Source organism: Limnomicrobium aquaticum, from assembly GCF_040545545.1.
Taxonomy (GTDB): Bacteria; Pseudomonadota; Alphaproteobacteria; order Rhizobiales; family Rhizobiaceae; genus Ensifer_A; species Ensifer_A aquaticum.
The window spans coordinates 12629-38778 of the sequence record NZ_JBEPMB010000011.1 but is presented as its reverse complement, the minus strand read 5'-3'; the positions used below and the strand labels follow the sequence as shown (position 1 = coordinate 38778).

Below are 26150 nucleotides of genomic sequence, written 5' to 3'. Positions count from 1 at the left end.
GCGTTCAACCTCGCCCGTCGACATCGATGACGCGATGGTGCTCAAGGAGGCTCGCCAGAACCGCCTGTCCATCATCCGAGGCCGGGATGAAGAACCGAACCTTCCAGGCGATCATCTCGGAGAACAGACCGACGGACCTCAGCTTGTCGCGCATCCCTTCGGTGAAGCCGGAGAGCTCGATGCGATAGTCGTTCATCACTCGAACGCGCCGCAGCGTCATATTGCCCGCGAGTGCCACGACCGCGGAACCGCCGAGCAGCGATTGCCACACCTGAGCGGCGCTCACGACTTCTGTCTGATCGAGCCCGAAATTCCGGCAAAGCCGGGAGAGCCCTTCCGAAGAGATCACACGGCCGACGATCCGCTCACCTTCATCGGTCTCAAGCCGATAGACGCGGCAATAATCCTGCGGCAACAGTTTCCAGATCGGTAAGAGGAGGCCGGAAACCACATGGATGGTCGAGAGGGAAAACTCCGGAAGACCGGCGACTTCGGCGTTCCAGGCGGCGGAGAAGTTCTGCTCGTCCGCTTGCTCCCAGTTTGATTCTTCGAGTTGGCGCAGCTCGAAGCGGATTTCGTCCATCGGCCGGATGAGCGCCACGCGCGGCTGGACCGAGCCGTCGTCGAGCATTATCGAACGGGTCGGAACCTGCACCGCGGCACGGCCGGACTTGCCGTTGACCATAAGCATGGCGCGGGTATCGCTCGCGGTAAGATCCAATGCGTCGGCGAGCTGCATCGGCTGGTTGCGATCCATGCGCTCGATTTTCAGTAGATGTGACTGCGCGCCGGTGACCGGGTGGGTGTAGACCAGCTTGCGATCCTTCACCGTCATGCGGTCCGCCGTCAGGGTCTCAAGCCCCTTGTCGTAGACGCCCGCTGCAATCGCGCCCTCGATGCGCGCCGCCAGCAATTGCTCGAAGGCATCGAACAGCAGGTTCTGCATACGAACCGTGAGCGCCAACATCCTGTTGAGGAAAGTATGGATCGGCGGTAGTATGTCCTTCAAGCCGCCTTCCTCCGCGGTCAGTGCCAGGCCGGTGATCGTCTCGAATTTTTCGAGCGAGCATCCTGCCACGCCGCCACCGTGGACGAGTTTGTAGAACTGGCGCAGCGCATCGCGGGCATATTGGGATTCAAGATTATCCTCCGAGCGGAACATCCCCTGCCCGCCTGTCTGCCGCTGCCCGCGGGTGATGGCGCCGAGCGTGTCGAGACGTCGGGCGATGGTCGACAGGAAGCGTCTCTCGGCCTTGACGTTGGTGGCAATCATGCGGAAGCGTGGAGGCTGCGCCTGATTGGTGCGATGGCTGCGCCCGAGGCCCTGGATCGCCACGTCAGCCCGCCAGCCGGCTTCGAGGAGGTTGTGAAGACGCAGGCGCTGGTTCTTCGCGCCGAGATCGGCGTGGTAAGACCGTCCTGTGCCGCCGGCTTCGGAGAAGATCAGAATCGGCTTCTCGTCGTCCATGAAGGCACGGGTCTCGTCGAGATTGGCACTGCCTGGCCGGCTTTCGACGGCGAAGCGGTCGATCGTGCCGCCGTCATCGCGGCGGACGATGCGGCGGGTGCGGCCGGTGATCTCAGCCACCCGGGCACCGCCGAAGTGCTGGACGATCTGGTCGAGCGCAGTTGGGATCGCCGGCAGACTGCCGAGGCGTTCGAGTAGCGCATCCCGGCGGGCGACAGCTTCCCGGCACAGAACAGGGTTGCCGTCGGGGTCGTAAACCGGCCGGGACAGAAGATTGCCCTCAGTGTCCGAATATTCCTCGAAGAGCTGCGTCGGGAAGGAATGATTGAGGTATTCGGCGACGATCTCGCGCGGCGTGACATCGACCTGAATATCACCCCATTCCTCGGTCGGTATTTCCGCGAGCCGGCGTTCGGTGAGCGATTGGCCGGTGGAGATGATCTGGACGATCGCCGCGTGGCCCTCCTCTACGTCCTTAGTCGTCGCTTCGATCAGCGCCGGCGTTTTCATCGAGGTCAGTAGATGATTGAAGAAGCGCTGCTTCGAGCTTTCGAAGGCGGAACGGGCGGCGGCTTTGGCATTTTTGTTGAGCGTTCCCTTGCTGCTGCTGATACCGGAGGCTTCGAGGGCGGCGTTCAGATTGTTGTGAATGACCTGGAAAGCCTCGGCGTAGGAATCGTAGATGCGAACCTGTTCTTCGGTCAGTTCGTGTTCGAGGATGTCGTATTCCACACCCTCGAAGGACAGCGACCGCGAGGCGTAGAGGCCCATCGCCTTCAGGTCGCGGGCCAGCACTTCCATCGTCGCAACACCGCCGTCCTCGATCGCCGCGATGAACTCCGATCGCGTCGAGAAGGGGAAATCCGTGCTGCCCCATAAGCCAAGTCGTTCGGCATAGGACAGCGACTCCACCTCGGAAGCGCCGGTGGCGGAGACGTAGACGACACGGGCCTCGGGAAGAGCGCGCTGCAGGCGAAGACCGGCGCGGCCCTGTTGCGAGGCGGCCTTTTCGCCACGCTCCGACTTGCCCCCGGCGGCGTTGGCCATGGAGTGTCCCTCGTCAAAGACAATGACGCCATCGAAATTGTCACCAAGCCAATCGACGATCTGCTGGACGCGCGAGCGTTTGCCCTCACGCTCGTCACTGCGTAGGGTGGCGAAAGTGACGAAGAGGATACCCTCATCAAGCTTGATCGGTTTTCCCTGTCGGAAGCGTGAGAGCGGCGTAACGAGCAGCCTTTCCCGGCCGAGCGCACCCCAGTCGCGCTGGGCATCCTCGATCAGGGTCTCGGATTTGGAGATCCAAAGATGGCGGCGACGGCCCTTGAGCCAGTTGTCGAGAATGATACCAGCAGCCTGGCGTCCTTTTCCCGCACCGGTGCCATCACCCAGAAACCAGCCGCGGCGAAAGCGGCGGGCGCCCTCTTCGTCCGGCTTGACGGCTTTCAGATTGTCGAACGTGGCGTCGACCGACCAATGGCCGGCGAGATAGCCGGAATGCGACTCGCCGGCATAGATTACGCTTTCGAGCTGGGCGTCGGAGAGGTCGCCGCTGGTGACAACGCGCTTCGGCAGATGCGGCCGATAGGTTGGCTTGGGCGGCGCGACGGAGGCCATGGCGACGGATTCGACCAGCTTGTCCGGATGCGGTCTTGCGCCCGGAATGTGGATCGCCTTCAGCCGATAAGGCTCATAGATGCCGTCGACGGCATCGGCGCGGGCGCTCGGTGCTTCGTTGCGCAGCTCATAAGACAGTTCGACGATTTCGTCGTCAACACGAATGGTGGGCTGAGAGACGGGACGCGACGCACGGACGGCAGGTGATGGTCGTCCTGTCGGAGCTGTCACCGCCGCAGGACGAAAGGTGTCGGCGGCCTTGCGGGCGGCCATCTTCGCCGCGCAGGCCCGCAGGATGCCGTTGGAAAGCGCGCCAATGGAGTTCGACGCAGTCGAAGGCAAGCGAGGCGGCAGGCCGGTGATCCACGACAGCAATGTTTCCAGATCGGGAGCGACACCGTGCGATGCGACCAGCGTCACTGGGACGACGGAGGGAATCTTGTCGATCACGGTTAGCCGCGTTTCCATTGTCGTGCCATGCCGGGCGTAGGCAGAACCATCGATCGCGGCGCTGAACAGAACCGTGCTACGTTCCTGCAGGCGGACGAAGGCGTCGCGCCATTTGGGATTGTCGGGAGAGAGACTCGAGCCGGTGATCGCAACCAGCCGGCCACCAGGGGCAAGCCGTGCGAAGGCGGAGGCGAGATGACGCCATGCGGCGTCCGCCATACGGCCTTCGACATGAACACCGGCGGAAAACGGCGGATTCATCAAAACGACGGTCGGGCGGATGGAACGATCGAGATAGTCATCAATGTGGGCCGCGTCGTGTTGCGACACGGTCGATGCGGAGAAAAGCTGCTCCAGAAGGCCGTGGCGGACCGGCGCATATTCGTTGAGAGAAAGGCGCGCATGCGCGAGTTCGGCGAAGATCGCCATCAGGCCGGTCCCGGCGGAGGGTTCGAGCACGGTATCGTCCGCCATGATGCCGGCGGCGCGGGCCGCGACATACGCAAGTGGCATCGGCGTCGAAAATTGCTGGAGCTGCTGGCTTTCCTCGGAGCGCCGCGTGTGGGTAGGGATCAAGCCCGCTACCTTGGTCAGCATCGCCAGCGTCGCCTTCGGCGCGTTTGCGCGGGCGGCGATCGCTGCGCCGAACTTGCGCAGAAACAGAACCTGCGCCACTTCGGTCGCCTCGTAGGCGTCTTTCCATGACCAGAAGCCTTCGGCGTCCGAGCCGCCGAAAATGTTCATCAGCGTGGTGCGGAGATCGGCTGCGCCGATGGGCTGGCCACGTTTGAGAGACGGCAGAAGCGCGTGGCCGGAGCGGAAGAGTTTGCCTGCTCGGCTGGTGCTATCGGGGGGAGCGAGCGAGGCGTTGTTGGCGTTTATGGCGCGGGAAGGAACGATGTTCATGGGAAACCCTGTCGAGAGCGGGAAAGGACAGGCCCGCCCGGACGCTCTCCAAGCCCGGCAGACCGCCCTTTTCCGGCCCCTCTCTCCCTCTCGAGCGATCAAGGCCGCGGGCGCCCGGCCTTCAGCCGGGCGCGAGCTTGAGATTGCCGAATGCCGCAACGCCGGCGACCGATACCTCGTGCAGGACAGCTTTGCCGCCGCCGGCGATCCAATCGGCGGCCTCCTCAACCGACAGCTCATGAACATGGACGAAATGACGCTCGGCCGTGGTCCGCTGGCGCTCGAAGGCGTCGCGGTCCTCGAAAGCGTAAAGCGTATCGCCCGGGCTGTCCCAATAGACGATGGCGAAGCAGACGGGCCGAACGATCTGCGAACGGAAATTGAGGAACACCGGCGCGACCGGTGCGACTGGCGCAGAAGCCGGGCGGAGGCAGTCGAGTGCAGGCCTGGTCATGATAGTCTCCTGAAAACGTGGAAAGGCCCAGCACTCCATTCGGAGCACCGGGCCTGGTTGGAAAAGGCTGGAAGAAAGATTGGTGGGGCGTTCTCCCCAGAGCGTCAGCGCGGGCCGGAGACCGCACTTTCGATAAAGACCTCGTCGAGGTTGGCTTCGAGGAGCTTCAGGATACGGCCGTTAACAGTGACGCATTCGTTGATCCAGTTGCGATCGAGCTTGCCGTGTCGGCCGAACCGCTCGAACTGCACATAGACGATCGTGAAATGCGAATGCTCCCTGCCATCTGCAGTGACATGGAGATGCGGACCATCGACTTCTGTCACGATTCCGCCCCTGCCATAGGACGTATGGACCTTCATGCCGGGGTGAACGAGTGCCGCGACATCCGGCGCGCCGCTCGGCGTCGAACGAAAACGGCCGGGATCATGCGCCCCGAGCTCTGCCGAATAGAGAGAGTGAGCGAGATACCGCGGCTTTTCGCCGGGCCGGGGTTTACGCCTGGTCTGTATTGCTCTCTCCTCTGTCGTTGGCGGTGGCGAGTGGCTGTCGGATCGAACCTAGTCGGCAGTCAGAAAGCCTTGAGGATTGTCAGGATCGGGAGGAAAGTAAGCGTCGTAGGGATTCCCGTCTGCCAGATGGCCAAACGGTGTGAAAACCCGGTCCGTCCCGTCGTGCCCGATAGCACACAGGACGTAGCGAGGTTCGCTCGTTCGGGAATCCAGGCAGTCCATCAGGGCGAGGTTGCCGTCTGCGGCCGCGCGCAACAGTGTATGGAAATTGGCCTTTGCATGGTTGGGTATTGTCATTCTATCCTCCTGAAACGGGAAAAGCCCGGCTTGCGCCGGGCGAAGGGTTCTGAATTCTGGTGGCCATCGATCTCACAGCCGGAAGGCATGGGGAGACTGCGCCGAACTGCACGGAGCTCGGCCAATATCGAGCGGCGGCGAAAGCCTCTGCTCCAGCCCAAAGCCGCCGTCTTTCTGTTGGCCGAACTCCCCCTCTCAGCCGCGCAGGCTTTATCGGCATCGCGGCGTTTTACTATATATGTTTTATATAGTAAAACGTACGGCGGCCGTGTAACTTCGACCACGGAACGGGGAGAACAGAGGTGCGAAAATTTACAATCGATGGTCGGGTGATCGAGGAGTCCTCGCCTGATTTGCGGGCATTCCTCCCGCAGGCCTACGAGCAGCGACTACGCCCGATGTGCATGTGCAAGGAACCGTCCGTGCCGACGTACATCGCCAAGGTCGAAGACCAGTATCTCATCAAACGGATGCCACTATCGGGACGCGATCACGATCCCGCCTGCCCCTCCTATGAGCCTCCTTACGAGCTTTCCGGCCTTGGCCCATTGATCGGCAATGCGATCCAGATCGATGCCAACGGCAAGGCCGACCTGAAACTGGATTTTTCGCTGACGAAACGCGGGCCTCGGGCTGCACCCAGCGCGACGGCTGAGACGTCCGAACATGGCATCCGCAGCGAGCCCAGGAAATTGTCGCTGCGGGCGATGCTGCATTACCTCTGGGAGGCGGGCGAACTGACGGAATGGCGTTCGACCTGGGCCGGCAGGCGCGGCTGGGGCCGGGTGCGAGCGAGCCTTCTGAATGCCGCGGCGCAGATGACGGCAAGAGGCGCCACCTTGGGCGAAATGCTCTTCGTGCCGGAAGTGTTTCATCCCGAGGACAAGGATGGGATCGCCGCCCGGCGCGCTGCGGCGCTCAAGGGCATGCAGGCGACGGGTGCTGGTCCACGCAAGCTGATGATGATCGTGGCAGAAGTGAAGGAATTTTCCGCCGCGCGGGAGGGACAGAGGATCGTCGTGCGGCACATGCCCTTTCCGCTGATGATCGAGGAGAGCGCATGGCGACGGCTCGCCGCGCGCTATGAGACAGAACTCGAACTGTGGCGCTCGAACGAGACATTTCATCTGATCGTCATCGCCACCTTCGGCATCTCCGCCGCCGGCATTACGGCGGTCGAAGAGGTCGCACTGATGGTGGTCAACGAGCACTGGCTGCCGTTCGAGGACATTCACGAGCTGCGCCTTCTGGAAAAGCTCAGCCACTTCAAGCGAAAGAGCGTCAAGGGGTTGCGTTTCAATCTGCCACGGGATGCACCGATCGTGTCGGTGACACTGCCGGAGCAGAAACCGGCTCCCGTCGCCATGTTCATCGTGCCGGTCAGCGCCGGAGAGGAATACGAGCAGGCGCTTGCGGAGATGATCGAGGCGAGACCCGAGATCACACCATGGGTCTGGCGGGTCGCGGAAGGCGAGATGCCGCGGCTGCCTTGATCCGCAAACGCGCGAGTCGGCAGGCGAGCGCCTCTTCTCATCAGTCGACCTGGCATGAAGCCGGGTTGAAGCCCGATGCGGTTCGCGCGACGACGTCCTGTCGACGGCGCCTGACGGCCACCATCACGTCTTTAAGGAACTCTTTCGGTTCACCTTCGCGGTAGGCGCCATCCTCGGACCAGAGCAGGGTCTCAATGAGCGCCGGCGCGAAATCAAAATCGAAGGTGAAGCCTTCTTCCTCAAGGCCCTCGGAAACGTTGTCATGGACGTCGAGTGCGAAGGGCACGATCTCGCGAACATGGGAACGCATCGCCTGCCATCCGACCGCATCCCACACTTCGGACATGCGGACGATATTGTCCGGGACCGGCCGTTCATCCTGATGCAGCCCGCGGAAATACAGCATCGCCTCCCAGATGCAGAGAGCCGTCTCGATCTCTTTCACCGTGAACAAGTCGCTTGCAGCGCCACCGGCCAAAGTGCTGTCGTCCTCTGGCGAGGCAGCCGACGATGCCGCAGGTGGAAGGGCCTTGTCCTGAAGCCTGAATCTGGCGAGAAGATCCTCGCTTGTGGCATGATGGATGGCCTTGGCGGTGATCAGAGAAACGCTGGCGCCGAAGCTTTCCAGACGTTGCGAGGGGCGATTCATCCATTGGACCACCGTGACCTCGTCCATATCCGTTGATCGAGCGACGATGCCCTTCACCGCGAACTGCCACGGGAACTCGCTGAGGTCGATGTCGATCATTGCATCGTCCTCGACCGTGTTGCCGCCTGCCGACAGAAGCGAGAGGACACGATCGGCGATGAAGATGTTGATCGGATCCTCGGCGTTCTGCGCCGAGGCACGAAACGCAGCGACCAGTTCGCTGCGCGCCACGCGTACCGGGTTGGTCGGCCCGAAATCCGTGAACAGGACGAGGCCCTCTTCGGTTTCGCTGCACTCGAGCACATTGGTGAGGATCAGCATTTCGAGCGGGCTGATGTCTGCCAGAGGAATGGGCGGATGGCAATAGATTCTGGTTTCGAGCGCGGTCATGATGTTTCCTTTCCCTGAACGGGGAAACCCGGCACGATGGCCGGGCGATGAAAGAGATGGATGAGGGTCTGCCGGGGATTGGCGCGGTCAGGCGGCGCTTTCGAGCAGTCTCTTTGCCTTGCCTTCAAGTTCGAGCCGGGTGTCCTGCTGCAACTTTCCCCGCGCCAGCGCGGTGATGCCCTGCACAAAATCAAAAATCGACTCCGGTGGCCTCCCCTCTTCGGAAAGAACGGTCTCGATGATCTTGCCGGTCTCGGCCTTCGAGAAGCCGCGCTTGCGCAGGAACTCCGAGCGATCGTCTTCGGTGCGGGCGACGATGCGTTCACGAGCGGCGCGAATGCCGGCTATGAACGGCGCAGGCGAGGAATTGGCGAAGTTCGCCAACGCCGGGGCTGCTTCGTGGGCGAAGCGCTGGGCCGCGAATTTCGAGTGACGGATGGTGATTTCCTCGAAATTTTCGGTGCCCCAAAGATTCCTGTTGGCGCACACTGCCCGCAAGTAAAAGCTTGCAATTCCTAGCGTTTTTGAACCAACCTCTGAGTTCCAGGCGTAGAAGCCGCGGAAATACAAATCAGGTTCGCCATTCGGCAGTCGTCCGGCTTCGATCGGGTGTGTGTCATCGCAAAGAAAGACGAACACGTCGCGATCGCTGGCGTACAGCGTCGTGGTGTCCTTCGTGATGTCGACGAAGGGATTGTGGGTCATCGTAGACCAGTCGAGCAGACCGGGAACTTTCCAGATCGTGTCGCCAGTGCCGTTGCCAGCAATGTTCATGATCGCCGCGATCAAATCCTTATCCCAAATGCGGCCATATTCGGGACCGGTCACCGCCCGCAGTTCAAGGCGGCCGTCGTCCATCTCGAGCGTTTTGACCATTTCGGCATTATGGTTGAGGAGTCCGTGCTGGAGATTGATCGCCGCCAACGGCGCCGGCAGCTGGCGCATGTAGCTCGCAGGCGCGCCGACCAGGCTGCAGAGCTGGCCGTAGCTCCAGTGTGTCGGCGCCAACGGCTCGCGCCCGCCGGGAACGATCAGGGACAAACGTTCGGCATTGTCGCGGGTCGCCTCGACGCGGATTTCGGCGGTCTCGACCGTACGGACGCGAGCCCGCTCCGTTCTGGCGCTGACGGCGCGATGCAGATCGGAAAGCGACAGATAACGCTCGTCGTCGGGACGCGAAAACCATTCCGACGAAACGCGGCCAATGCGTTCGCCGCGGGAGATATCGACCTTGAATCCGGACGATACCGGTCGCGGGTTGGAAATCATGGTGTTCATGGTGAAGTCTCCTGAAAGGAAAAAGCCCGGCTGACCGCTTTCGCGGTTACCGGGCTGGTGAGGGGAAGAGTGGATAACGTCGCTGGCAGAGTGGCACAGCGATGCAGGCGGTTCCGGAAGCCCTCTCTCTGGCCTTCCAGCAGCAACCGCCCCGCGAAACCGCCCTCCTCTCCCTTTTGCAGCTACGCAATGATTGCTTCCAGTCAGACCATTAACGGTCTATATTCTGGTCAAAAGGAGTTCGGATCGATGAAATTCTCGGAACAGGTCAAGCCCATCAGTTACCTTAAGGCTCATGCACCGGAGGTCATTCGCCGGCTTGGCGATGATCGGAGGCCTGTCGTGATCACATTGCATGGCGAAGCAAAAGCCGTGCTTCAGGACGTCACGCAATATGAGGAGACGCAGGAAACGCTGGCGCTTTTAAAGGTGCTGGCGCTGACCAACAAGCAGGTCGAGGGCGGAAAAGTCCGCCCTGCGAAAGAAACCTTCGCACGCCTTCGCGCACGTCTGTCGAACTCTGAAACGTGATGCCGTATCAGGTCCTCTTTGCAGAGGACGCGGAACGGGATCTTGAAGATCTCTACCGCTTCCTCGCCGGTCGGGATGGCGTCCAAACCGCCGAGCGGATTCTAGGCGAAATCGAACATGCCTGCCTGGGACTTGAGGAATTCCCCGGCCGAGGAAATGTGCCAAAGGAACTTGTCGGACTGGGCATCACCGAATATCGCGAACTGCACCACAAGCCGTGGCGAATGATCTATCGCGTCATGGGAGAGGTTGTGATCATCTATTGCGTTGCGGACGGTCGGCGAGACATGCAATCCCTCCTCGAAGGGCGACTGTTGCGCTGAGTAACACGCTCGCCGATGTGTCGGCGTCGTCACCAGTCAAACCAGGCCAGATCGTCGACCTGCTCTGCGTCGCGGTCGAGCAGGATATGGCTGAACCCTTTCCCGGCGAGCCCATGTCATGACGGCAAAGAGATCGTCGGGAATACGCTGAGCCGCTTCGCCAGCATTTTCGTCATGGGCGTAGAAGAACCAGCCGTAGTGGGCATACCTCCTTCAGACGCAAGGCCATTCCGTGCAGGGTCTACTGTCAAGCATCCGGGCGGTTTCGGCGCTCACGTGACCTGTCGAGAAGGTCACGAATTTGTGGCTTTCTAACGTCGTGATTGCTTCGACCCTTTGGGATTGCGAGACGGCTCGTCCAGACGATACGCCATCCAGACGAGCCAATCGAGATGGGCGCGCGTTGGTGCCTCAATCAATCGCCTGAAAAATCTCCGCGGCCTCGGGATGGTCGGCCGAGAAGCCATAGAGGCGGCCATAGCCATCCGAGAGATGCTCGGATTGATACTGGAAGGAGAGATGCGAGAAGGCGAAAAGCGTGGCGATAATCCCGGCAGCCTCGGCGGAAACCTCCCCCTGAAATCCGGTGATTTCGCCGGTGATCCGGAAACGCGATTTTGATTTCGGCGCCAGAAACAGCGGCTTTCCCTCATGTTCGTAGAAATCCCAGAAGCCGCCGCCATAATCGAGGGGGCTGAGCCGCTCCATGAGGCTGTACACCGCGTTCTCGCCGATCATCAGGAGCGAGCGCCCGAACAGGGTGGGCAGGAAATCGAGGCGGCGGTCGTCAGAGACGATGGAAGCAGTTTGGTGTGTGACTTCGGATATCGACATCGATCTTTCTCCAGAGAGGCAACAGGATTCTAGCCGGACGCCCCTCTCTACGGCCCGGCCTCGCCCCTCTCCACGGCCCCACTCTTCCCCGTCAGGCTGGCCGCCGCCGCGGCTTTCGCCGACATGCGCCAGGAAGAAAAGACACAGACGTCGGGCTGGCTTGAATGGAACGCGAGGTTTTGGATTTACGGAGGACCGCGTTGAAAAATCAGGGCGCTTCAACCGAAATCAATCTGGATGGAGGCGCCGATGCGCTGCTCGGATTGCTGCCATTGCCGCGTGAAACTCGGCATTGCTCACAGCATCCGAGAGGTCCATCGTTGTCACGATGGACTCACAAGCCGATCGGATCTCTTCGTCGCTCACCGATTCTGGTGAAATCCCCTCGAAGTCGCGATCGACCTCAAGCACGGCGAGGATCGCGCTACGGACACGTTCTTCCTGCAAACGTGCAAGGACATGGCTCGGCTTTGGCGCGTCGGCCGGTTCGGTGGGATCGGGTGCATAGCCAAGAATCGCCTCGCCCCGAGCAATCGCCCAGGCCGATCTGGCCAACCAATCGACTGACGGAGCTCGTGCCGCCTGGACATCGTGGAACAACATCTTCAGCAGACCGAGCAGGATCTCGAAGTGGTGAGCGCGGCGCTGAACTGCTTCATCAAACTGCGAAGGTATTGTGATCGGCGATCCGGCATAAGCGGTGTTCTCACCCTCCCAGATGCCGGTCACATGGATATCGCCTGAGGAATCGTAGTCTTTCTTCAGGAGCTCCCAGTTGTCGTCGTCGACGGCCGCCTTGCAGGCGGCTTCGGGCGTGTCGGCGGTATAGGTGCCATGCCGGAATATCGGCAGGGTGTAGGTCGTTTCGATTGTATAGGCAGGCATGACGGTGCTCCCTGAATACAGAGAAGCCCGGCGCAATCGCCGGGCTTTCGTGAGTGTGCGTTTTGAAGTCGTTACTCAGCGGCTTGGAGATGTTTGCCGTCGTCATCGATCGGGTTGGCGGCCGCTTCTGCGGCTTCCTCTCCTTCCGTCAGGAAGGCCGGCAGATCGATGTCGGTGCTTTCAGCCGTATCGTCTTCGACAACCTCGTCGTTAACCGCAGGATCGGTATCGCCTTCCGCCGTGATCTCATCAATCGGAAGCCGTAACACTTCAGGGAGCCATCCGCTGCCTTCCAGCAGCCGGGCGGCTTCGCGCGCCATGTCGGGCTTCTTGAGATGATCGATCAGCTGCGCCGACTGTTCGCCCTTCGCCTCGCGGACTGCCTGCAGGATATGCGCCTTGGTCACGCGGCCGAGATAGTTGTCGACCGTCGGCGTCCAGCCTGCCGCGACCATGCCGAACTCGAGCGAACGGGCAAGCTGTTTGGCATGAGCGGCTTCCTTCGTCCGTCGGTTCCACGCCTGCACGGTTGTGTTCACCGACAACGAGACGCAATGGGCAAACAATGCCATGCGGCTATCCTGGTCGAGCGCGATCAGATAGTTCCAGACCTCGTCGGCGTTGCCGGGAAGATCATAGCCCCAGGATTCCTGCCGCTGTTCGATCTCCTTTGCCCAGACCGTATCACCAAGCCCCTGCGTCTGGCTGAACGCGGTGTGCTGCAGCGTGATCTCCAGGCACGAGTCCGCCCCGTAACGGTAGAAGATCTTCAGGACCGCGACATGCAGGGCGGCGATGAAGGCCATCACAGGATCGTTCGCCAGCGCATTGCGCAGTGCGAGGGTGCGGGCGGCCGTCAGATCCTCGATGACGCGATCGGAAAGCGGACGAACCTTGCCGTCGTCGTCCTCCGGTTCCTCAACGCCGACCGGCTTGCCGTTGACCGAAATGCCGCCGTTCGCCGAGGCGGCAATGGGGTCGCCACCGTCGTCCCCATCGCTGCCGCCATCATCGGCATCACCGCTGTTCAACTCGACAACGGGTTCGTCTTCCGGTTGGACGAAGCCGCGCTCGATCTTCAATTCGCCGTTAGCGCCGAGCGAGACGAAGGCGCCGCCGCGGGCGACTTCTTGCCTGTCGAAGACAAAGGGCCGGTCATTGAGGGCATCCAGCTCATTGCCGAGTTCCTCGAGTCGGGCTTCGGTTTCCTCGGAATAGTCCGCCGCCGCCGCGTATTCGGCGTCGAGCCTGTCGTATTCCGCCTTCAGGGCGTCGTGACGCGCAAGCTCCTCCTCTGTGTATTCGGCGCGTTCGCCATAGAACCGGCGAAGACCGGAGGTGTGGCCATAAGGAAAGTCGAATGCGGCCTCAACCCACTTCCAGCCCTCTTCGGCCTTCAGCACTTCCGCGTCGGAGGTCAGCTTTTCGAGCACGAGCTGCTCGAGCAGCGCCGGATCCTGCAACCATCCGCCGTTGTCCTGTTCGAACAGGTCGCGCATCACGACACCGCCGGCAGCCTCATAGACGTCGATCCCCACATAGACGGCGCGTCGATCGGAGGCGCGGACCGCGGTTTCGGTCAGCATCCGGCGGATATAATAGGCATCCTGGTTGTGTGACCGCGAGACCGTGTCCCAGACCTGCTCCTGGCGGACGTGGTCATTGGTGATCGAGAATGCCATGACCTGGCCGAGCTTCATCTCATCGTTCGCATAGAGTTCGAGGAGGCGCGGCGAGACCGAGGCCAGCCGCAGGCGCTGCTTGACCGTTGCAACCGACATATGGAAGCGGGCGGCAATTTCTTCCTCGTCCAGCCCCTGTTCGCGCAGTGTCATTATGGCGCGAAATTCGTCGAGCGGGTGAAGATCGACACGCGTGACGTTTTCGGCAAGCGAATCCTCTACTTCGAGGGTGTCGCCCTTGCTGACGATGCAGGGAATGGCCGCCGTCTTCGACAGCTTCTTCTGATTGACCAGCAATTCGAGCGCGTGGTACCGGCGACCGCCAGCCGGAATACGATAGATGCCAGTCTCGTTGCCGTCCGCATCGACTTCAGCGCGAACGTTGAGACTGGTCAACAGCCCGCGATGAGCGATATCCTCGGCAAGCTCCTCGATCGAGACGCCCGCCTTGGTCTTGCGCACGTTCTGCTGGCTGAGAACGAGCTTGTTGAAGGGGACATCGCGCCCGGCGTTGAGCGTGATTTTCTGAATGGCCTGTGCCATATCGTTTCTCCGTAGCGGGCTGGCCGGAGCCTCTCTCCGACAACCTCAACCCGCCACGAACCTCCCTTCCCCCCTCTCCCTCCCTGGCGGTCCCGCCACCCTCACCGGTCCGAGCGGGCACCGGCTTCGCCGCCATCGCCGTGCGGTTTGTTCAGCCAGATCGCCATCCGTTTTCGCATGATGCCTAAAGGCCCGCAGATCTCCGTTACAGGCGCGCTCCCCGTTACGAAACCGTCTTCACGGAACAGCTCCACGAAGTGGTGCCTCACATCGAGATAGAGGGCACCGCCGACCAGGCAGACTTCGACGAAGGGCCAAGTGCGGTGTTCCGTCATCGAATTGATGTGGAAACCCGGATGTTCGCCGGATGGCATGACCCGTCGCTCAGTTTTCGCACGCGGCCATCGTGTGCCGAGCCCGCCCGTTTCATCGCAGCAGCAATCTCGGCCGTCATCCGCGCCTCGTAGTGCTCGATATTGATCTCAAGTGTTTGAAGCCCTTGTAAACAGAACTTCTGCCAACCGGAATGTTCCATTTTCGCGCACGCACTGCGCCACAATATCAATCCCCGTTTTCAGCAAAGTGAAGATGTCGGCGCGATCAATGCCGGCTCCACCGTCGGACTCCTTTACCAGGAGCGCCAACTGCTCAAAAGCAAGTTCTGCTGAATTCGCATGGACAGTCGTTATTGAGCCGGGATGGCCGGAATTGACATTGCGGATGTAGTAGAACGCAGTGCCGTCGCGAAGCTCCTGAAGCAAGATACGGTCCGGCCGCATACGAAGGCATGACTCCAGGAGCTCGCGTGGTCCCGCACGGGAAAGACCCTGCCCGCCCTTTGAGTAGAATAAGCGCACATGATTTGGCTGCGGGATCACCAGCTCAGGAGTGTCTTCGATTGAGATGATCCTCTCGGTTGTGGGAATGTGTTTTATCAGTGCTTTCGAAAGCGTGGTTTTGGCCGAACCTGTGGCGCCCGAGATGATGATGTTCTTGCGGGCGATGACGGCATGCCGCAGGAAGTCCTTAAAACGGCCAGCACGATAGATTTCGCTCAACGCCTCATCCTGCGAGGATGAGGCACCATTAGCCGCGCGCGTGTTCTCGAAAAATCCATTTTCCTCTAAGTCATCAAGGCTGAAGTCGACCGACGAGGGCTTTCGGATTGTAATGCTGACAGTGTCTTTGATTGTCGCCGGTGGGATGACGATCTGGATTCGTTCGTCGCCTGGGAGCGTTGCCGACAGAATTGGACGGGTCTCGTCAATCGACTGATGCGAAAAACTTGCGACGGCCCGGGCGAGGCGCATGAGCTTTTCGAAGGTCAATTCCGGCGTTTCATGGGTCCGCCAACCGCCGGGACCTTCTGTCAACACCTGCCCGGGCCGATTCACAATCACTTCGTAGAGAGACGGATCCTGGAGATATCTCGAAAACGGCTTCAGCAGCTCGCTAACAACAGCCGAGTCCTGCCCCTCAGACATTGCCTATCCTACTTCGTTACGAGCGTCGACCGCGGCGCAAAATCGCCCAGCACCGCGCGATCGAAAATGCGGTTTCTGGGTTCCGTCACCCGGAGACGGTAGATCCCGGAAAAGTCGAGATCGCGGGCAACAAAAATAGAAACCAGTTCACCCTGATGCTTGTTCAGCGTCGGCGCGATGTTGATGGACTGTTCGACCGCTATGGCGGCCGCCTGTTGACTGGCGCTCGTGGTATTCTGCGCGTCGACGTCGCTTTCCTGCAAGCGGCTACTGGCATAGCTCGTCGCATCTCCGACAATGGAAAGAAGAAGGGCGCTGCCGAAGCGCTCCCACCAGTGGGTGTCGACATAGCCATCGACGCCGGCGCGACCGAGCGCATCCGTTGCGGGCGATGCGAGCGTGACGATCACGCCCTTTGGAGTTTTGGCTCGATTCCAGAGGACGAACAGGCGCTTTTGTCCGCGCTGCAGGCCCCCGCGATATTCGCCGACAACCTGCGTGCCCTTTTCCATCAACACGACCCGGCCGTTGTCCGAGAGGACGTCGCGGTTGATCACACAACTGGCAAAACCCGGCTGGTCGGATGCCAATGCCGTTTCGAGCACGCAGGGGATCGACGTTCCCATCGCAACGATAAAGTCGCGATTTCCAAGCGTACCGGCGCGTGAGCCCTCAAGTCGGGTTGGCCGCAGCAGACCATCGAAGCGCTGTTGATCGCTGTTCTGTTGGTTCTGAGCCATCATGTTATTGTCGAGCGGTACGAAATTGCTGCTGTTTGAATTGTCCGGATTATCGGTCTCTCGTCGCTCGTTCGCATTTTTCTTACCACCGCTGAAAGCCATCACGGGCGCTCGGCGGGCGGAATCGAGAAGTTTGTCACTCTCCTCCGCGACCGGTTCGACGACGGGCGTCGGTAACTTCACCTCCGGGACAATCTGAACCGGCTCGGCTTTTTCCTTGGTGGCTTCGAAGGGATTTGTCTGGCGAATAACAACCCGCTCCGGCGGGGTATTCTTGTCTCTTTCTTTCTTGCCTGTGGTCGACCAGAGAGCAAATCCGACGAACGCAACGATGGCGATTGCCACCGCGCCGCGTTTCAAAAGGGGATTGTTGTCGATCCGTCGACCGGTGACCGTTTCCGCACGCTCTCCGGGAATGCGCGCTTCATCTTCTTGAGCCATGATCGTTCCCTCCCCTACTGCCCGGAGACGTCGCTTTTTACAACGCGCTCCACCGAGGGAGACGTCGTATTGGTGTCGGGGTTGATGCCGACGCGATCGTAGGCTTCATTGAAGACGCAAAGCACGTCTTTGCCGCGACGCAGGATGAACTTGCGGCTGATGGCGTGCACCATCACCAGATTTCCGTCGACCGACTTGGGAACAAGGCTTTCGGATCCGTCAGAATTCTCCATATAGATCGCGGGCATTTCCTGGTTGCCCACAAAGGCGAACGTCGTGATCTTTCCGTTGTCGTACACGCTTTGTGGCTCCAGTGCCTGGGAGCCCTGAGCCGAATAGCGCCAATTTCGTGGGCCATACGCTTCGTGAAGGGCCAGTACATTGTCGGCGTCTTTCGCCTGGGCGGCGAGCGCTCTCGATGCTGCCTGCTGGCGGCGAAGCTCAGCTTCGTCCCCTGGATACCTGAACTTCACGTAGAAATAGGTGTTCTGCCCGGCTTCGACAGAACCGTCACGCACTGTCAATTCCATCTGGTAGCTGCGGGTCGAGCCATCCCGCCGCGTTGTCACCACGGATATGTTCGTCACCGGCTGGTTCTCGCGTGGTTTCAAGAAAAGGATGTTGCCGGCCGGCGCAACTTCCCAGGCGACGCTGTTACCGAGCGCCACATGGGCGATTTCTTCGTCCGCCGCGAACTCGACCTGTACGGACGACCGTAAAGTGCCGACGACCCTCGTGATGTTGTAGGGTTGGTAGTTCACAAAGCGGATACGACTGTCTTGCGAGGCGCCCCTTGGAATCTCCAGCGCAAGTGCGGGTGACATGGAAATTGAAAGGACGAGTGCGACGATTGGTGCGGTGCGCATCATCTCACCTCCTCCGGATCCGCACGATATTCGCTGACGACAAAGCCAAGCGGGTTCACCAGCCGGTCCGTCGACGACATCGGAGCGTTTGCGTAGGAATAGGTAAGGCTCGCAACCCAGTGGGTCGTCCGCACGTCCTCGCCGCGCGTGATGGTGCGCATGTAGCGCACCGAGACGACATTCTGATTGATGAGAGAAATCGAAGCGATATCTATCCTCACCGTGGCGGCACGGCCGTAGATATTCTGAGGCGATTCCGGGTTGCTGCCGCGGTACATTCCCGCAAACCGTGTCTGTTCCGCTTGCGTCGACAACAGAGCGATGGTGCGGAAGTTCTCTTGTGCTTCGCTCCAGACGTAACCCTCGCGGGCGCGGACATACTTGGCGGCAAAATATTTTGTCACGGCCTCATCGTAGGTGCCGGCCGTCGACGTCAACGCGGAGACGACATCGACAATGCCCGTCGAATTGTCGACACGCACCACAAAGGGTTCAACCGTCTTGAGGGGCGTGAGACCTGCAATCGCCAAGACGGACACGCCGGCGACAAATCCTGAGACGACAGCAATCGACCAGGCGATCCTGTTCGAACGTTCGATCTGGATCATTCGGTCCTGGTCGAAACGGCGCGCCTTGTCGAAGTAGCTCTTGAGATTATCTGTCGTCACCATCTCTCATCCCTCACAGCGGCGATAGGAACCGTCGATGTCCAGATGCGCGAAGGCTGCAGGCTCCGCAGCCTCTTCGAAAAACGGTGTCACGGACGTGGAGGGGTTCGCGTTGGATTGCTGCTGTTTCAGCTTGCTATCACCCTCCCATTCCCACATCGAACGATTTAAGGGGCGGCGCGAATAGCCTTCGCATTTCGGCAAAGGGTAGGTCAGTGATGCGCAACCGCCAAGCGTGGCTGCAATGATGATGAATGCGGCAGGCTTAATCATTCAGGCAGGCCTTTTCTTATTGTTCTGAAGTGTGTCATGCGTCGGCATTCCTCGATCCCAATGCCCGGCCCGCAAAGCGGGCTCCGCGACCAATCATACGGCCGGTGTAGGAGGTTCCTCGCGCCAGCATGCCTTCATGCGCATCCCGTGCGGTCGTATAACCGTAGACCAGCGACGCGCCGCCAGACGCCAAGGCTGACGCAATGCCCGGCAACTGGTAGAACACATAAAGGGCGGCGATCCCGATGGCGCAGAGGGCGATCGGACGCATGAGAACGTCGCTGTAGCTATCGATTGCGGTGAAGGTGGAATCGATACAGGAAATCAGCAGTGAGCCGACGGCAACGACGAGCACCTGCAGGATCACGAAGTTCGCAAGCTGCCCGATCCAGGACTCGGTAAAGCGCCGCGTCGACTGGAACATGGCAAGCGCGATGAAAATTGGCCCAATGGCCAACACGATTGCCAGCGCCAAGCGTGCATAGAGTGAGACCACGTAGCCGATCCCCGCGACGAGGAAGCTGACACCGATCACCATTATGCCACCGACGCCGGTGACAATATCGACAGGCCAGGAAGCGCGGGACCAGATATCGGTCGCAGAAGCCTGGCCTTTGTCGAGCAGGCTGTCGAAGGTACTGGCGCTCGGCGCCGTGCCCGAATTCAGGGCCTGTGCGATTTCGCGCGGCAAAACGTCGAAGAAGATGTTCGTGACATAGGTTTGGTATTCGCCAGCGTTCTTGACCAGCATGACGATGATCGCGAGCTTTATCGCGCGGAAGGCAAAATCAAGGATGGGCTCTTGCACTGAGCCGCGCAGGACGAGATAGCCATAGAGAACGACATAGAGAGTGACTGCCGCCGTCAACGGGCCAGTGACCCATTCTGCTATGTTCGACGTTCCATCGGACACGAAAGTCTCCAGCGGCTGTTTGAACTGCCCGTCGATGAACTCGAATACCTGGTACATCGGATCAGCCTCCCAGCGCTTTGCGCATATTTTGGAGGCGTCGCTTGCCGTCGGCGGCTTCCGCGTTCTGGCAGTTGACCGTGTTGCGCAACTCACCAGGATTGCCACGGCAGTCAGAAATCGCACGGCTCAGCAGCGCTTCGTCAGCGAGGAGTTCGTCGACGGTGTACCGCCGCTCGGGTTCCTGCGAGCAAGACGCCACTAGCAAAAGGGTAACAAAGATGGGGAGCTGCCTCACCGGAGCGCCGCCTTCATAGCGTCCATGCGTTGCCGCCAATCCTCGGCCTTACGCTGTTCGTCGACCTGGGTCTGCGCTTGCTGGACCATCCGCAGTCCTTCCATACGGAGGACATCGGTCTGCAGGAATGCCTGTTCGGCCTGCAGGCGGGCCTGTAGATCTGCAACCTCCTTGGCGTCGCCTGCGGTTGAGATTTTCTCGCGCAACTGATCGATTCCGTCGATCCGCTTGGTGGCAGCATCGTAGATCTGCTGGCCGAGGCTCATCTGACCCGCATTCTGGCTCTGAATACGCGACAATTCCTTGGCGTAGAAATCGTCGGCACTGGTGCGGTAGGTCGAGTTACTGTCCAGGAATTTCGTTGCCGAATCGCCGAATACGCCGGTGCCATTGCCTTTGAGCAAACCCTCAATGGCTGCGAAATCGGACGGAAGCGCCTTGCGGATGGCCGGATCGTTGAGAACGTTCGCAACATCCGCCATATCGGTCAGCTTGTTGAGCGAGCCATAGAGCTGCTGTGCCTGCTCGATCTGCTGATTGAGCGCATCAAGTTGCGACTTGAGCTGTGCGATGCTTTCGATCTGCTTGGCGATTGCCGTCTGATCGATGACCGGAATCCCCTGCCCGGCCGCACCCCCAGCCGAAAGTATAAGCGCTGTGGCGAGCATTGCACCTTGAGTTCGATAGGAAGCCATCAGCTTGCACTCCTTCGCTGTTGGAAAACGGGAAGCCAATCCTTGACGTCATCCCCAACCTCCGCGCGGATCACGTCCAGCAGTTCGACATTGGCGGTCCGGCCGGAAAGGATGGCGAGCTCGTCATCGAAGCCGTTGAGGTCGAGCTCGGCAACGACGCTGTTGTGGCCTTGCTTCAACACGAACCTCCGGCTTTCGACAGAGAGCTCGCGCGCAATCAATTCGTATTCGCGCTCGGTGAGCTTAAATCCGTCGACATAGTCGGCATGGTTGCCGCGGGAGTTGGGGAGGAAGATCTGTGTCGGGCATTGCTCGATGATCGTGTGCGCGATCGGCGAGTTTAGTGCGTCACGTGGGCTTTGCGTGGCAAACAGCATCAATCCATTTTGCTTGCGGATGGTCTTCAGCTTGTTCTGCGCAAGATCCCGGAACCCCTCGTCCTGAAGCGCCTTCCAGAATTCATCGATGACGATGATGATCCGGCGGCCGTCGATCAACTCTTCTACCCGGTGGAAAAGGTAGGCCATCAGCGGGGTGCGGATTTCCTCGTTGTCGAGGAAATCGGTCATGTCGTAGCCTATGAACTTGCTTGGCCCGCCAAAATCGCCAAAGCCGATATCCTCAATGACATTGTCGAAGACCCAGCCGAGTGGCCCTCCCCTCTCCCACCTGCGCAGCCTGGCGGCGATACCTTCCGGATCCGTGTTGTTGAGGAAAGTTCGCAGCGCGCCGATCGTCCGCCGATCGACGGGTAGGTCGGCAAGGCCATCGATCGCGCCGGAGATGTCGCGAAGTTCGGTGACTGTGAGGTCCCGGGTCCCTGAACCCACCAGCTTGCCGACCCAGCGCGCCAGGAACACCTTGTTCTCCGGCGTGAGGTCGAGGGCCTTTAAAGGAGCGCAGCCTGTGGGAACGCCATTCTTCAGCGGCAGGTAGGTGCCGCCGGCGGCGCGGACATAGAGGTCCGCGCCCCGGTCCTTGTCGAAGAAAACGACATGCGGGTCGTGCTTTTCTAGCTGGGACAGCATGAAATTGACGATTACGGTCTTGCCGGCGCCGGACGGGCCGCACATGAAGGTGTTGCCGAGATCGCCGTAGTGGAGATTGAAGTAATAGGGCGACCCCGAAGCCGTCTTGAGCAGAGCGACGGCTGGTCCCCATTCGTTGCCGTCCTTCTGTCCGATTGGATAGGAGTGGAACGGTGACAATGCCGCGAAGTTCTTCGAGGTGATGGCACCGGATCGGGCCCTGTAGCGGAAGTTTCCCGGCAGTTGCGCCCACCAGGCCGCCTCCAGGCCGAGATCCTCGCGTGCCACGACAGCGCCGCCATTGGTCAGGCTCGCCCGCGCCTTTGCGAGGTTGTCGGTCAATTCCTTCATCGTGGTGGAAAAAACGGAGAGCGTCAGGTGATGCTCGCCGACCACAAACCTGTTCGACTCCAGATCGTCCATGGCATCATCAAGTTCGCCGATCTGGGAAGCCGCCTTGTCGCCGCTGCTCACCAACTGGTTTTGCTTTCGCCCCATGATGATGCGAGCGTCCGCCTTCGACACAAAGCAGAAGGACTGCGAGAGAATGAGCTCAAACGGACTGTTCAGCACTCCGTCCAGCATGCCGGTCCTGGTGCGGGCGGGATACTCCTTGAAGCTCAGCATGCCGGCAAAGCGGCTTTCCGCCTCATGCCGAATCTCGATCGCTTCCCGTCCGATGATGACGCGGTCCGAGTAAATCGACGAGCCGACCCGACCTTCAGTCAGCGGCACACGCTCGCGCCGCCCACCGACGATTTGGTGCAGCACTTCGTTCGGTTCAGAGAAAAACATGCCGTCCTGCTCGTAGAGAGTAAGCACACGTGGTTCGAAACGCTTCAAGCCCGCCATCACATCGACGACCTTGTCCTGAAGCTGTTTCAGGGCTTCTTCATCGACTTCCATATCAAGGCGTTTTGCCCGTCGAAGGCGCGATAGCAGCTTTGCCGCCCTATCGGCCGGATCGCGAGCCGGTGACCAGAGGACGGTCAGATAGAGATCGTTGCGGAACAGGTCTTCCCGCACCATACGGTCGCGGTATTTCTCGTTGAGCGCGGCAGAGAATGGTGTTGCAAATGTTCCATCTGGATAGTCGCTGTCTCGACGCCGGACGAGGTGCGTCCAAATCGCAAGCCGCTCATCGGCAATATTCCGATAAAGGGTGTTGAGGTCACGGTAGAGGGCGTTGAGGTCGAGCACGTCAGCGGTTTCGAACGACACACCGTCGAGCGTGATAATGACCATCAGGGTGCGGGAGTCGAGCGCGATCGTCGACTCATTGACGTGGCGCACGTATGGAATAAAGGCCTCGGGTGCGAGCTCGCGGGATCTGAGGGTGGCGATGTCAGGCAAATCCAATATCCCTTTCGTCAAAGCGGCGGACCAATCTGAGAGGCGAGAGCGTTGCTCCGCCCCAATAGGCACTGTTGCGCGAACGGCCGCGCGTCTCGATCCAGGCCAGCAGGATGCGGAACATGTTGTGATCGTGCTTCACGAGGGCGCGGAATATGAGATGGAACACCACGCCGACCAGCGCATAGGCGATCGATCCGGCAACGATATAGAGGACCGTCGTGAGCATGATGTTGAAGCCCATCGCCTCCATCGTCACGCCAGCGATCATTGCCGGACGCGTGCATGCGATGAAAAGCGTGTCTTCTTCGAGAACCGCACGCTCGCCCACCATCGTCAGCTTCCGACGATGGTGTTGACGAGTTCGGTGGCGCCGAAGATGCCGCCGATCCCAATGATCCAGAAGCCTGCCCGCCTCAGGTCCATATAGCCGAACATCCAGGCAATGCAGATCACAATCGCCGCGATGACCGCCAGGAGCTTGGCGATGTTTCCGGTGAGCATGTCAACGATGTTTTGCAGGACGGATTCGATGCCGGCGGATTGCGCGAATGCTGGTTCGACCATCGTCATCACAATGGCGGCGGCCATCATGGACGAAGCGACAGCGGGTCTGATCCGGGAATTGATTGTCATTTACTCTGCTCCGATTGGTTGCTCTGAAACACGATGACGGACGATTGGCGTCGGCTCTCGAAGACGTCCCATGCCGGCGCGGCCGGGATCGCGGCTGTTTCCTCCGGGGCGTTTTCCGCCACTGCCTCGGCTACGGCGTCCGCGTTGGGAATCTCGTTTGGGACATCGTCCTCCCTCCCCTCCCCCGTGCCGCCAACTATGATTCGTGCCATGGTCGACCCGAGCCGTTCGATTTCGCGGCGGACCTGATCGTCATAGTTGACCATGGCGCCGACAGATGGATCGTCACGTCCATAATAGGATTGCAGCATGATCTGCTCAGCCCTAGCGGGATCTGCACCCGCCTTCACCGCGAGGCGATAGTAGCCGTCGAGCAGAGTCGCCGTAGCCTGAAGGTTAAGGCACGGATCGAACGCGTCTGGTATCGTGAGTTTGAACCTCCGAAGCTCGTCCGCTCCGATCCCGCCAAGGCCCACCTGGATGTCATAGCGTTCGGCCACCAATGATGTCGCGATTTCGATTGCCTCAGCCTTCGTTGAAGGTTGCGGCTTGAGGGGGGCGCCGCTGTTGATCCGGATGTTGAACGGAGCGAACCGGCTTTCGAGACTGACGACGCCCGCAAGGGTTTCGGATGCAACGAAGGGCGCGCAAGTCTGTGCAAGATCGAGGAAGACAATAGGCATGCTCAGAACCACACCCTCTGCTTACCGACCCCGCCGATCGTCACATCGATGTACCGAGGTTTCTCACGCACCAAGGGTCGGGCCACGGTATAGGCCATGCACTGATAGCGATCGTTTTCCCTCTGCCAGCGCGGCGACATAACTGAGCCGTTGTTCGAACCGCCGCCATCTCGGTCTCGTTGGCAGAAGCTGTCGCTTACCGCCTGGGGCGACGTGGAAACGCACGTCGCGTCTATCCCCCGTGGTCCGTAGCCACCCGATAGACGATAGCCGGCATTGCAGTAGTATGGCTCGTAATGGGGGCGCGAGCTCTGAAAGCCGACCCCGCTGCAGGCCGGAAACGAGCGCCCCTTCGCGAGGTGACGCCAGAGTCTTTGGATCGGTGGTCGGCACTTGTCGTATTGTGTCGGGCCGCCTGGATTGGATAGGCACAGAATAACCTGGCAGCCCCATTCGTCGGCGCGAGCGTTTCGCTCCGAAATGGTGTACAGTGAGGCGAAGCCCAACGCTGCTATGATCGTTCGAAAGAAAAGGCCCTTCATGTCCCCTACCCTCCGGTTTCTCCAGTGTCACCTGCGATTGAAAAGCGACTCGCTTCAATCCATAGACTATGAAAATAATAGATAGTTAAACCGATGGCAAGCAATTTGAGCGACCGATGGCAAAGCCAAGCTTTATCTGTCTTCGCAGTGCGTGAAATTCTCGAAAAACCGATCGAGGGCGAATCGGCTCAGTCCCGCATCAAGCAGATCGGGATGATGAATATCCTGTACATGATGCACCAGGCCCACGAGAGCCTAACGCTATCAAAGATCATAGAAATCACCGGAATGACCCGAGGTGGGGTAATTGAGACGATTGACCTCCTTGTCGAGCGAGGTATCCTGCTTGAAACGCTCGGCAAAAACTCTATGGGGCGCGGCACGGCGCGACAATTCCAGTTTGCACCGGGAGTATTTGAGAGCCTTCGCGTCGTTGTTGGAGAGGGAAAGCGCTGACTTTAGCCTACAGATAATGTGCACTATCTGATTGGAGCTCGAGGGTGTGACGGCTCCGGTGGCGCGTTGTTGTTAATGCTCCACGACTGGCGCACTACACCTCAAGCCAGTATCACCGGGCGGTGTTGGAGTTTGCGATGTCCGCAGAGCCGGCGAGCCGAGTGGTTTTGCTCCAACTCTGCAAGAGCGCGACTGCTTGGAGTGTCGCTTCGCCCTCAACTGGAACTGATCCATGTGGCGGGCCATCATTTCCGCCACCGCCAACTCATCGCTGGCATGCCTGAAGTCCGCGACCTAACGCTCAAACCGCTCCAGCATGGTCTTCAGTTGGGCGTTCTGCAGCCGAAGTTTGCCGACAAGCTCGCTGCGCAATAGCTTTATGTCGTCATCGAGGCTGATGGCCTGAGCGGTAACGGTGGGAGCGTTCGCAAGCTGCGGCCCTGCGGCTGATTCCGCTGACTTGTTCCTGTGTCGTCGCGGCGCAGGGGTCCGTGGGATTGGCAAGGACGCCTGGATATCGGGCTCTTCCGCAACATTGCTGCCGTGATCGGACACGGCATCAGCATTTGTCGCCCGTGCCGTCCAGGCTCTCGTCGAAATGTCGACAGCGTCGACCACTTTGCCCGGCTCACCCGCGATCATCCCGGCGTGCGTCAGTTCGGGCACGGGAGTCGCGTCGTCAACGTCCGTCTCGGCAGCCTGAAGCCTTGGGGCGTCCGGTTGATCGACGACGTCAGTGTTGAGCAAGAGCTGTTGCGGCTCCGG

Annotated in this window: 28 protein-coding genes; 4 read left to right on the top strand and 24 right to left on the bottom strand. The window is 60.1% G+C overall.

The genetic code is table 11. The features are described from left to right. Positions 1-4 precede the first annotated feature (4 nt). From ABID16_RS21785 to ABID16_RS21770, 4 genes are all read right to left on the bottom strand, one after another. Positions 5-4441, bottom strand: coding sequence for a strawberry notch-like NTP hydrolase domain-containing protein (locus ABID16_RS21785; RefSeq protein WP_354558483.1), 4437 nt, complete (start codon positions 4439-4441; stop codon positions 5-7). Between the two features lie 121 nt (positions 4442-4562). After that, positions 4563-4895 carry a hypothetical protein gene (locus ABID16_RS21780; RefSeq protein WP_354558482.1) on the bottom strand — a complete coding sequence of 111 codons (333 nt, stop codon included), beginning with the start codon at positions 4893-4895 and terminating at the stop codon, positions 4563-4565. A 104-nt stretch (positions 4896-4999) separates the two neighbouring features. Next, positions 5000-5221 (bottom strand): hypothetical protein, encoded by a 222-nt coding sequence (locus ABID16_RS21775; RefSeq protein ID WP_354558481.1) that lies wholly within the window; start codon positions 5219-5221, stop codon positions 5000-5002. A gap of 234 nt (positions 5222-5455) precedes the next feature. Then, the gene (locus tag ABID16_RS21770) at positions 5456-5704 is read right to left on the bottom strand and encodes a DUF6117 family protein (protein ID WP_354558480.1); all 249 of its coding nucleotides are present in this window, start codon (positions 5702-5704) and stop codon (positions 5456-5458) included. Positions 5705-6006: 302 nt separating this feature from the next. Between ABID16_RS21770 and ABID16_RS21765 the strand changes: the two genes are divergently transcribed. After that, a complete protein-coding gene (locus ABID16_RS21765; RefSeq protein ID WP_354558479.1) occupies positions 6007-7197 on the top strand; it encodes a DUF1173 domain-containing protein in 1191 nt (396 codons plus the stop codon). 40 nt (positions 7198-7237) lie between these two features. Here the strand turns inward: ABID16_RS21765 and ABID16_RS21760 are convergent, their stop codons facing one another. Further along, the gene (locus ABID16_RS21760; RefSeq protein ID WP_354558478.1) at positions 7238-8236 is read right to left on the bottom strand and encodes a hypothetical protein; all 999 of its coding nucleotides are present in this window, start codon (positions 8234-8236) and stop codon (positions 7238-7240) included. A gap of 87 nt (positions 8237-8323) precedes the next feature. Next, on the bottom strand, positions 8324-9514 hold the full coding sequence (locus tag ABID16_RS21755; RefSeq protein ID WP_354558477.1) for a DUF932 domain-containing protein: 1191 nt from the start codon (positions 9512-9514) through the stop codon (positions 8324-8326). 249 nt (positions 9515-9763) lie between these two features. Here ABID16_RS21755 and ABID16_RS21750 point away from each other — a divergent pair, with 249 nt between their 5' ends. Together ABID16_RS21750 and ABID16_RS21745 are read left to right on the top strand one after the other, a co-directional pair. Next, a complete protein-coding gene (locus ABID16_RS21750) occupies positions 9764-10045 on the top strand; it encodes a type II toxin-antitoxin system Phd/YefM family antitoxin (protein ID WP_354558519.1) in 282 nt (93 codons plus the stop codon). Beyond that, positions 10045-10368, top strand: coding sequence for a type II toxin-antitoxin system RelE/ParE family toxin (locus ABID16_RS21745; protein WP_354558476.1), 324 nt, complete (start codon positions 10045-10047; stop codon positions 10366-10368). The genes ABID16_RS21750 and ABID16_RS21745 overlap by 1 nt, the downstream gene beginning before the upstream one ends. Positions 10369-10779: 411 nt before the next feature. Here ABID16_RS21745 and ABID16_RS21740 read toward each other — a convergent pair whose 3' ends face one another. From ABID16_RS21740 to ABID16_RS21660, 17 genes are all read right to left on the bottom strand, one after another. Then, the gene (locus ABID16_RS21740; RefSeq protein ID WP_354558475.1) at positions 10780-11202 is read right to left on the bottom strand and encodes an antirestriction protein; all 423 of its coding nucleotides are present in this window, start codon (positions 11200-11202) and stop codon (positions 10780-10782) included. 228 nt (positions 11203-11430) lie between these two features. Next, entirely contained in the window at positions 11431-12087 is a 657-nt protein-coding gene (locus ABID16_RS21735; protein ID WP_354558474.1) for a hypothetical protein, read from the bottom strand. 71 nt (positions 12088-12158) lie between these two features. Then, positions 12159-14312 carry a ParB/RepB/Spo0J family partition protein gene (locus ABID16_RS21730; RefSeq protein ID WP_354558473.1) on the bottom strand — a complete coding sequence of 718 codons (2154 nt, stop codon included), beginning with the start codon at positions 14310-14312 and terminating at the stop codon, positions 12159-12161. A 101-nt stretch (positions 14313-14413) separates the two neighbouring features. After that, positions 14414-14686: a hypothetical protein gene (locus ABID16_RS21725; RefSeq protein WP_354558472.1), complete on the bottom strand. Its 273-nt coding sequence runs from the start codon at positions 14684-14686 to the stop codon at positions 14414-14416. 108 nt (positions 14687-14794) lie between these two features. Beyond that, the gene (gene virB11, locus ABID16_RS21720; RefSeq protein WP_354558471.1) at positions 14795-15796 is read right to left on the bottom strand and encodes a P-type DNA transfer ATPase VirB11; all 1002 of its coding nucleotides are present in this window, start codon (positions 15794-15796) and stop codon (positions 14795-14797) included. An 8-nt stretch (positions 15797-15804) separates the two neighbouring features. Further along, the gene (gene virB10, locus ABID16_RS21715; RefSeq protein WP_354558470.1) at positions 15805-16977 is read right to left on the bottom strand and encodes a type IV secretion system protein VirB10; all 1173 of its coding nucleotides are present in this window, start codon (positions 16975-16977) and stop codon (positions 15805-15807) included. Between the two features lie 14 nt (positions 16978-16991). After that, the gene (gene virB9, locus ABID16_RS21710) at positions 16992-17846 is read right to left on the bottom strand and encodes a P-type conjugative transfer protein VirB9 (RefSeq protein WP_354558469.1); all 855 of its coding nucleotides are present in this window, start codon (positions 17844-17846) and stop codon (positions 16992-16994) included. Then, complete coding sequence (locus ABID16_RS21705) at positions 17843-18514, bottom strand: VirB8 family type IV secretion system protein (protein ID WP_354558468.1); 672 nt, start codon at positions 18512-18514, stop codon at positions 17843-17845. Before ABID16_RS21705 ends, virB9 begins: the two co-directional genes overlap by 4 nt. Positions 18515-18517: 3 nt before the next feature. Beyond that, positions 18518-18784, bottom strand: a complete 267-nt coding sequence (locus tag ABID16_RS21700; protein ID WP_354558467.1) for a hypothetical protein — start codon at positions 18782-18784, stop codon at positions 18518-18520. 34 nt (positions 18785-18818) lie between these two features. After that, a complete protein-coding gene (locus ABID16_RS21695; RefSeq protein ID WP_354558466.1) occupies positions 18819-19754 on the bottom strand; it encodes a TrbL/VirB6 family protein in 936 nt (311 codons plus the stop codon). Between the two features lie 4 nt (positions 19755-19758). After that, on the bottom strand, positions 19759-19992 hold the full coding sequence (locus ABID16_RS21690) for an EexN family lipoprotein (protein ID WP_354558465.1): 234 nt from the start codon (positions 19990-19992) through the stop codon (positions 19759-19761). Continuing rightward, positions 19989-20687, bottom strand: a complete 699-nt coding sequence (gene virB5 / locus ABID16_RS21685; RefSeq protein WP_354558518.1) for a P-type DNA transfer protein VirB5 — start codon at positions 20685-20687, stop codon at positions 19989-19991. Before virB5 ends, ABID16_RS21690 begins: the two co-directional genes overlap by 4 nt. Next, on the bottom strand, positions 20687-23068 hold the full coding sequence (locus ABID16_RS21680; RefSeq protein ID WP_354558464.1) for a VirB4 family type IV secretion/conjugal transfer ATPase: 2382 nt from the start codon (positions 23066-23068) through the stop codon (positions 20687-20689). The genes virB5 and ABID16_RS21680 overlap by 1 nt, the downstream gene beginning before the upstream one ends. Continuing rightward, complete coding sequence (locus ABID16_RS21675) at positions 23061-23402, bottom strand: VirB3 family type IV secretion system protein (protein WP_354558463.1); 342 nt, start codon at positions 23400-23402, stop codon at positions 23061-23063. Before ABID16_RS21675 ends, ABID16_RS21680 begins: the two co-directional genes overlap by 8 nt. A gap of 2 nt (positions 23403-23404) precedes the next feature. Further along, positions 23405-23704, bottom strand: coding sequence for a TrbC/VirB2 family protein (locus ABID16_RS21670; protein WP_354558462.1), 300 nt, complete (start codon positions 23702-23704; stop codon positions 23405-23407). Then, complete coding sequence (locus ABID16_RS21665) at positions 23701-24387, bottom strand: lytic transglycosylase domain-containing protein (RefSeq protein WP_354558461.1); 687 nt, start codon at positions 24385-24387, stop codon at positions 23701-23703. The genes ABID16_RS21670 and ABID16_RS21665 overlap by 4 nt, the downstream gene beginning before the upstream one ends. A 2-nt stretch (positions 24388-24389) precedes the next feature. Next, positions 24390-24929, bottom strand: a complete 540-nt coding sequence (locus tag ABID16_RS21660) for a hypothetical protein (protein ID WP_354558460.1) — start codon at positions 24927-24929, stop codon at positions 24390-24392. A 93-nt stretch (positions 24930-25022) separates the two neighbouring features. On the opposite strand from ABID16_RS21660, the gene ABID16_RS21655 reads away from it, so the two are divergent. After that, entirely contained in the window at positions 25023-25385 is a 363-nt protein-coding gene (locus ABID16_RS21655) for a transcriptional regulator (protein WP_354558459.1), read from the top strand. 294 nt (positions 25386-25679) lie between these two features. Here the strand turns inward: ABID16_RS21655 and ABID16_RS21650 are convergent, their stop codons facing one another. Further along, positions 25680-26132 (bottom strand): hypothetical protein, encoded by a 453-nt coding sequence (locus tag ABID16_RS21650; protein ID WP_354558458.1) that lies wholly within the window; start codon positions 26130-26132, stop codon positions 25680-25682. Positions 26133-26150 lie beyond the last annotated feature (18 nt).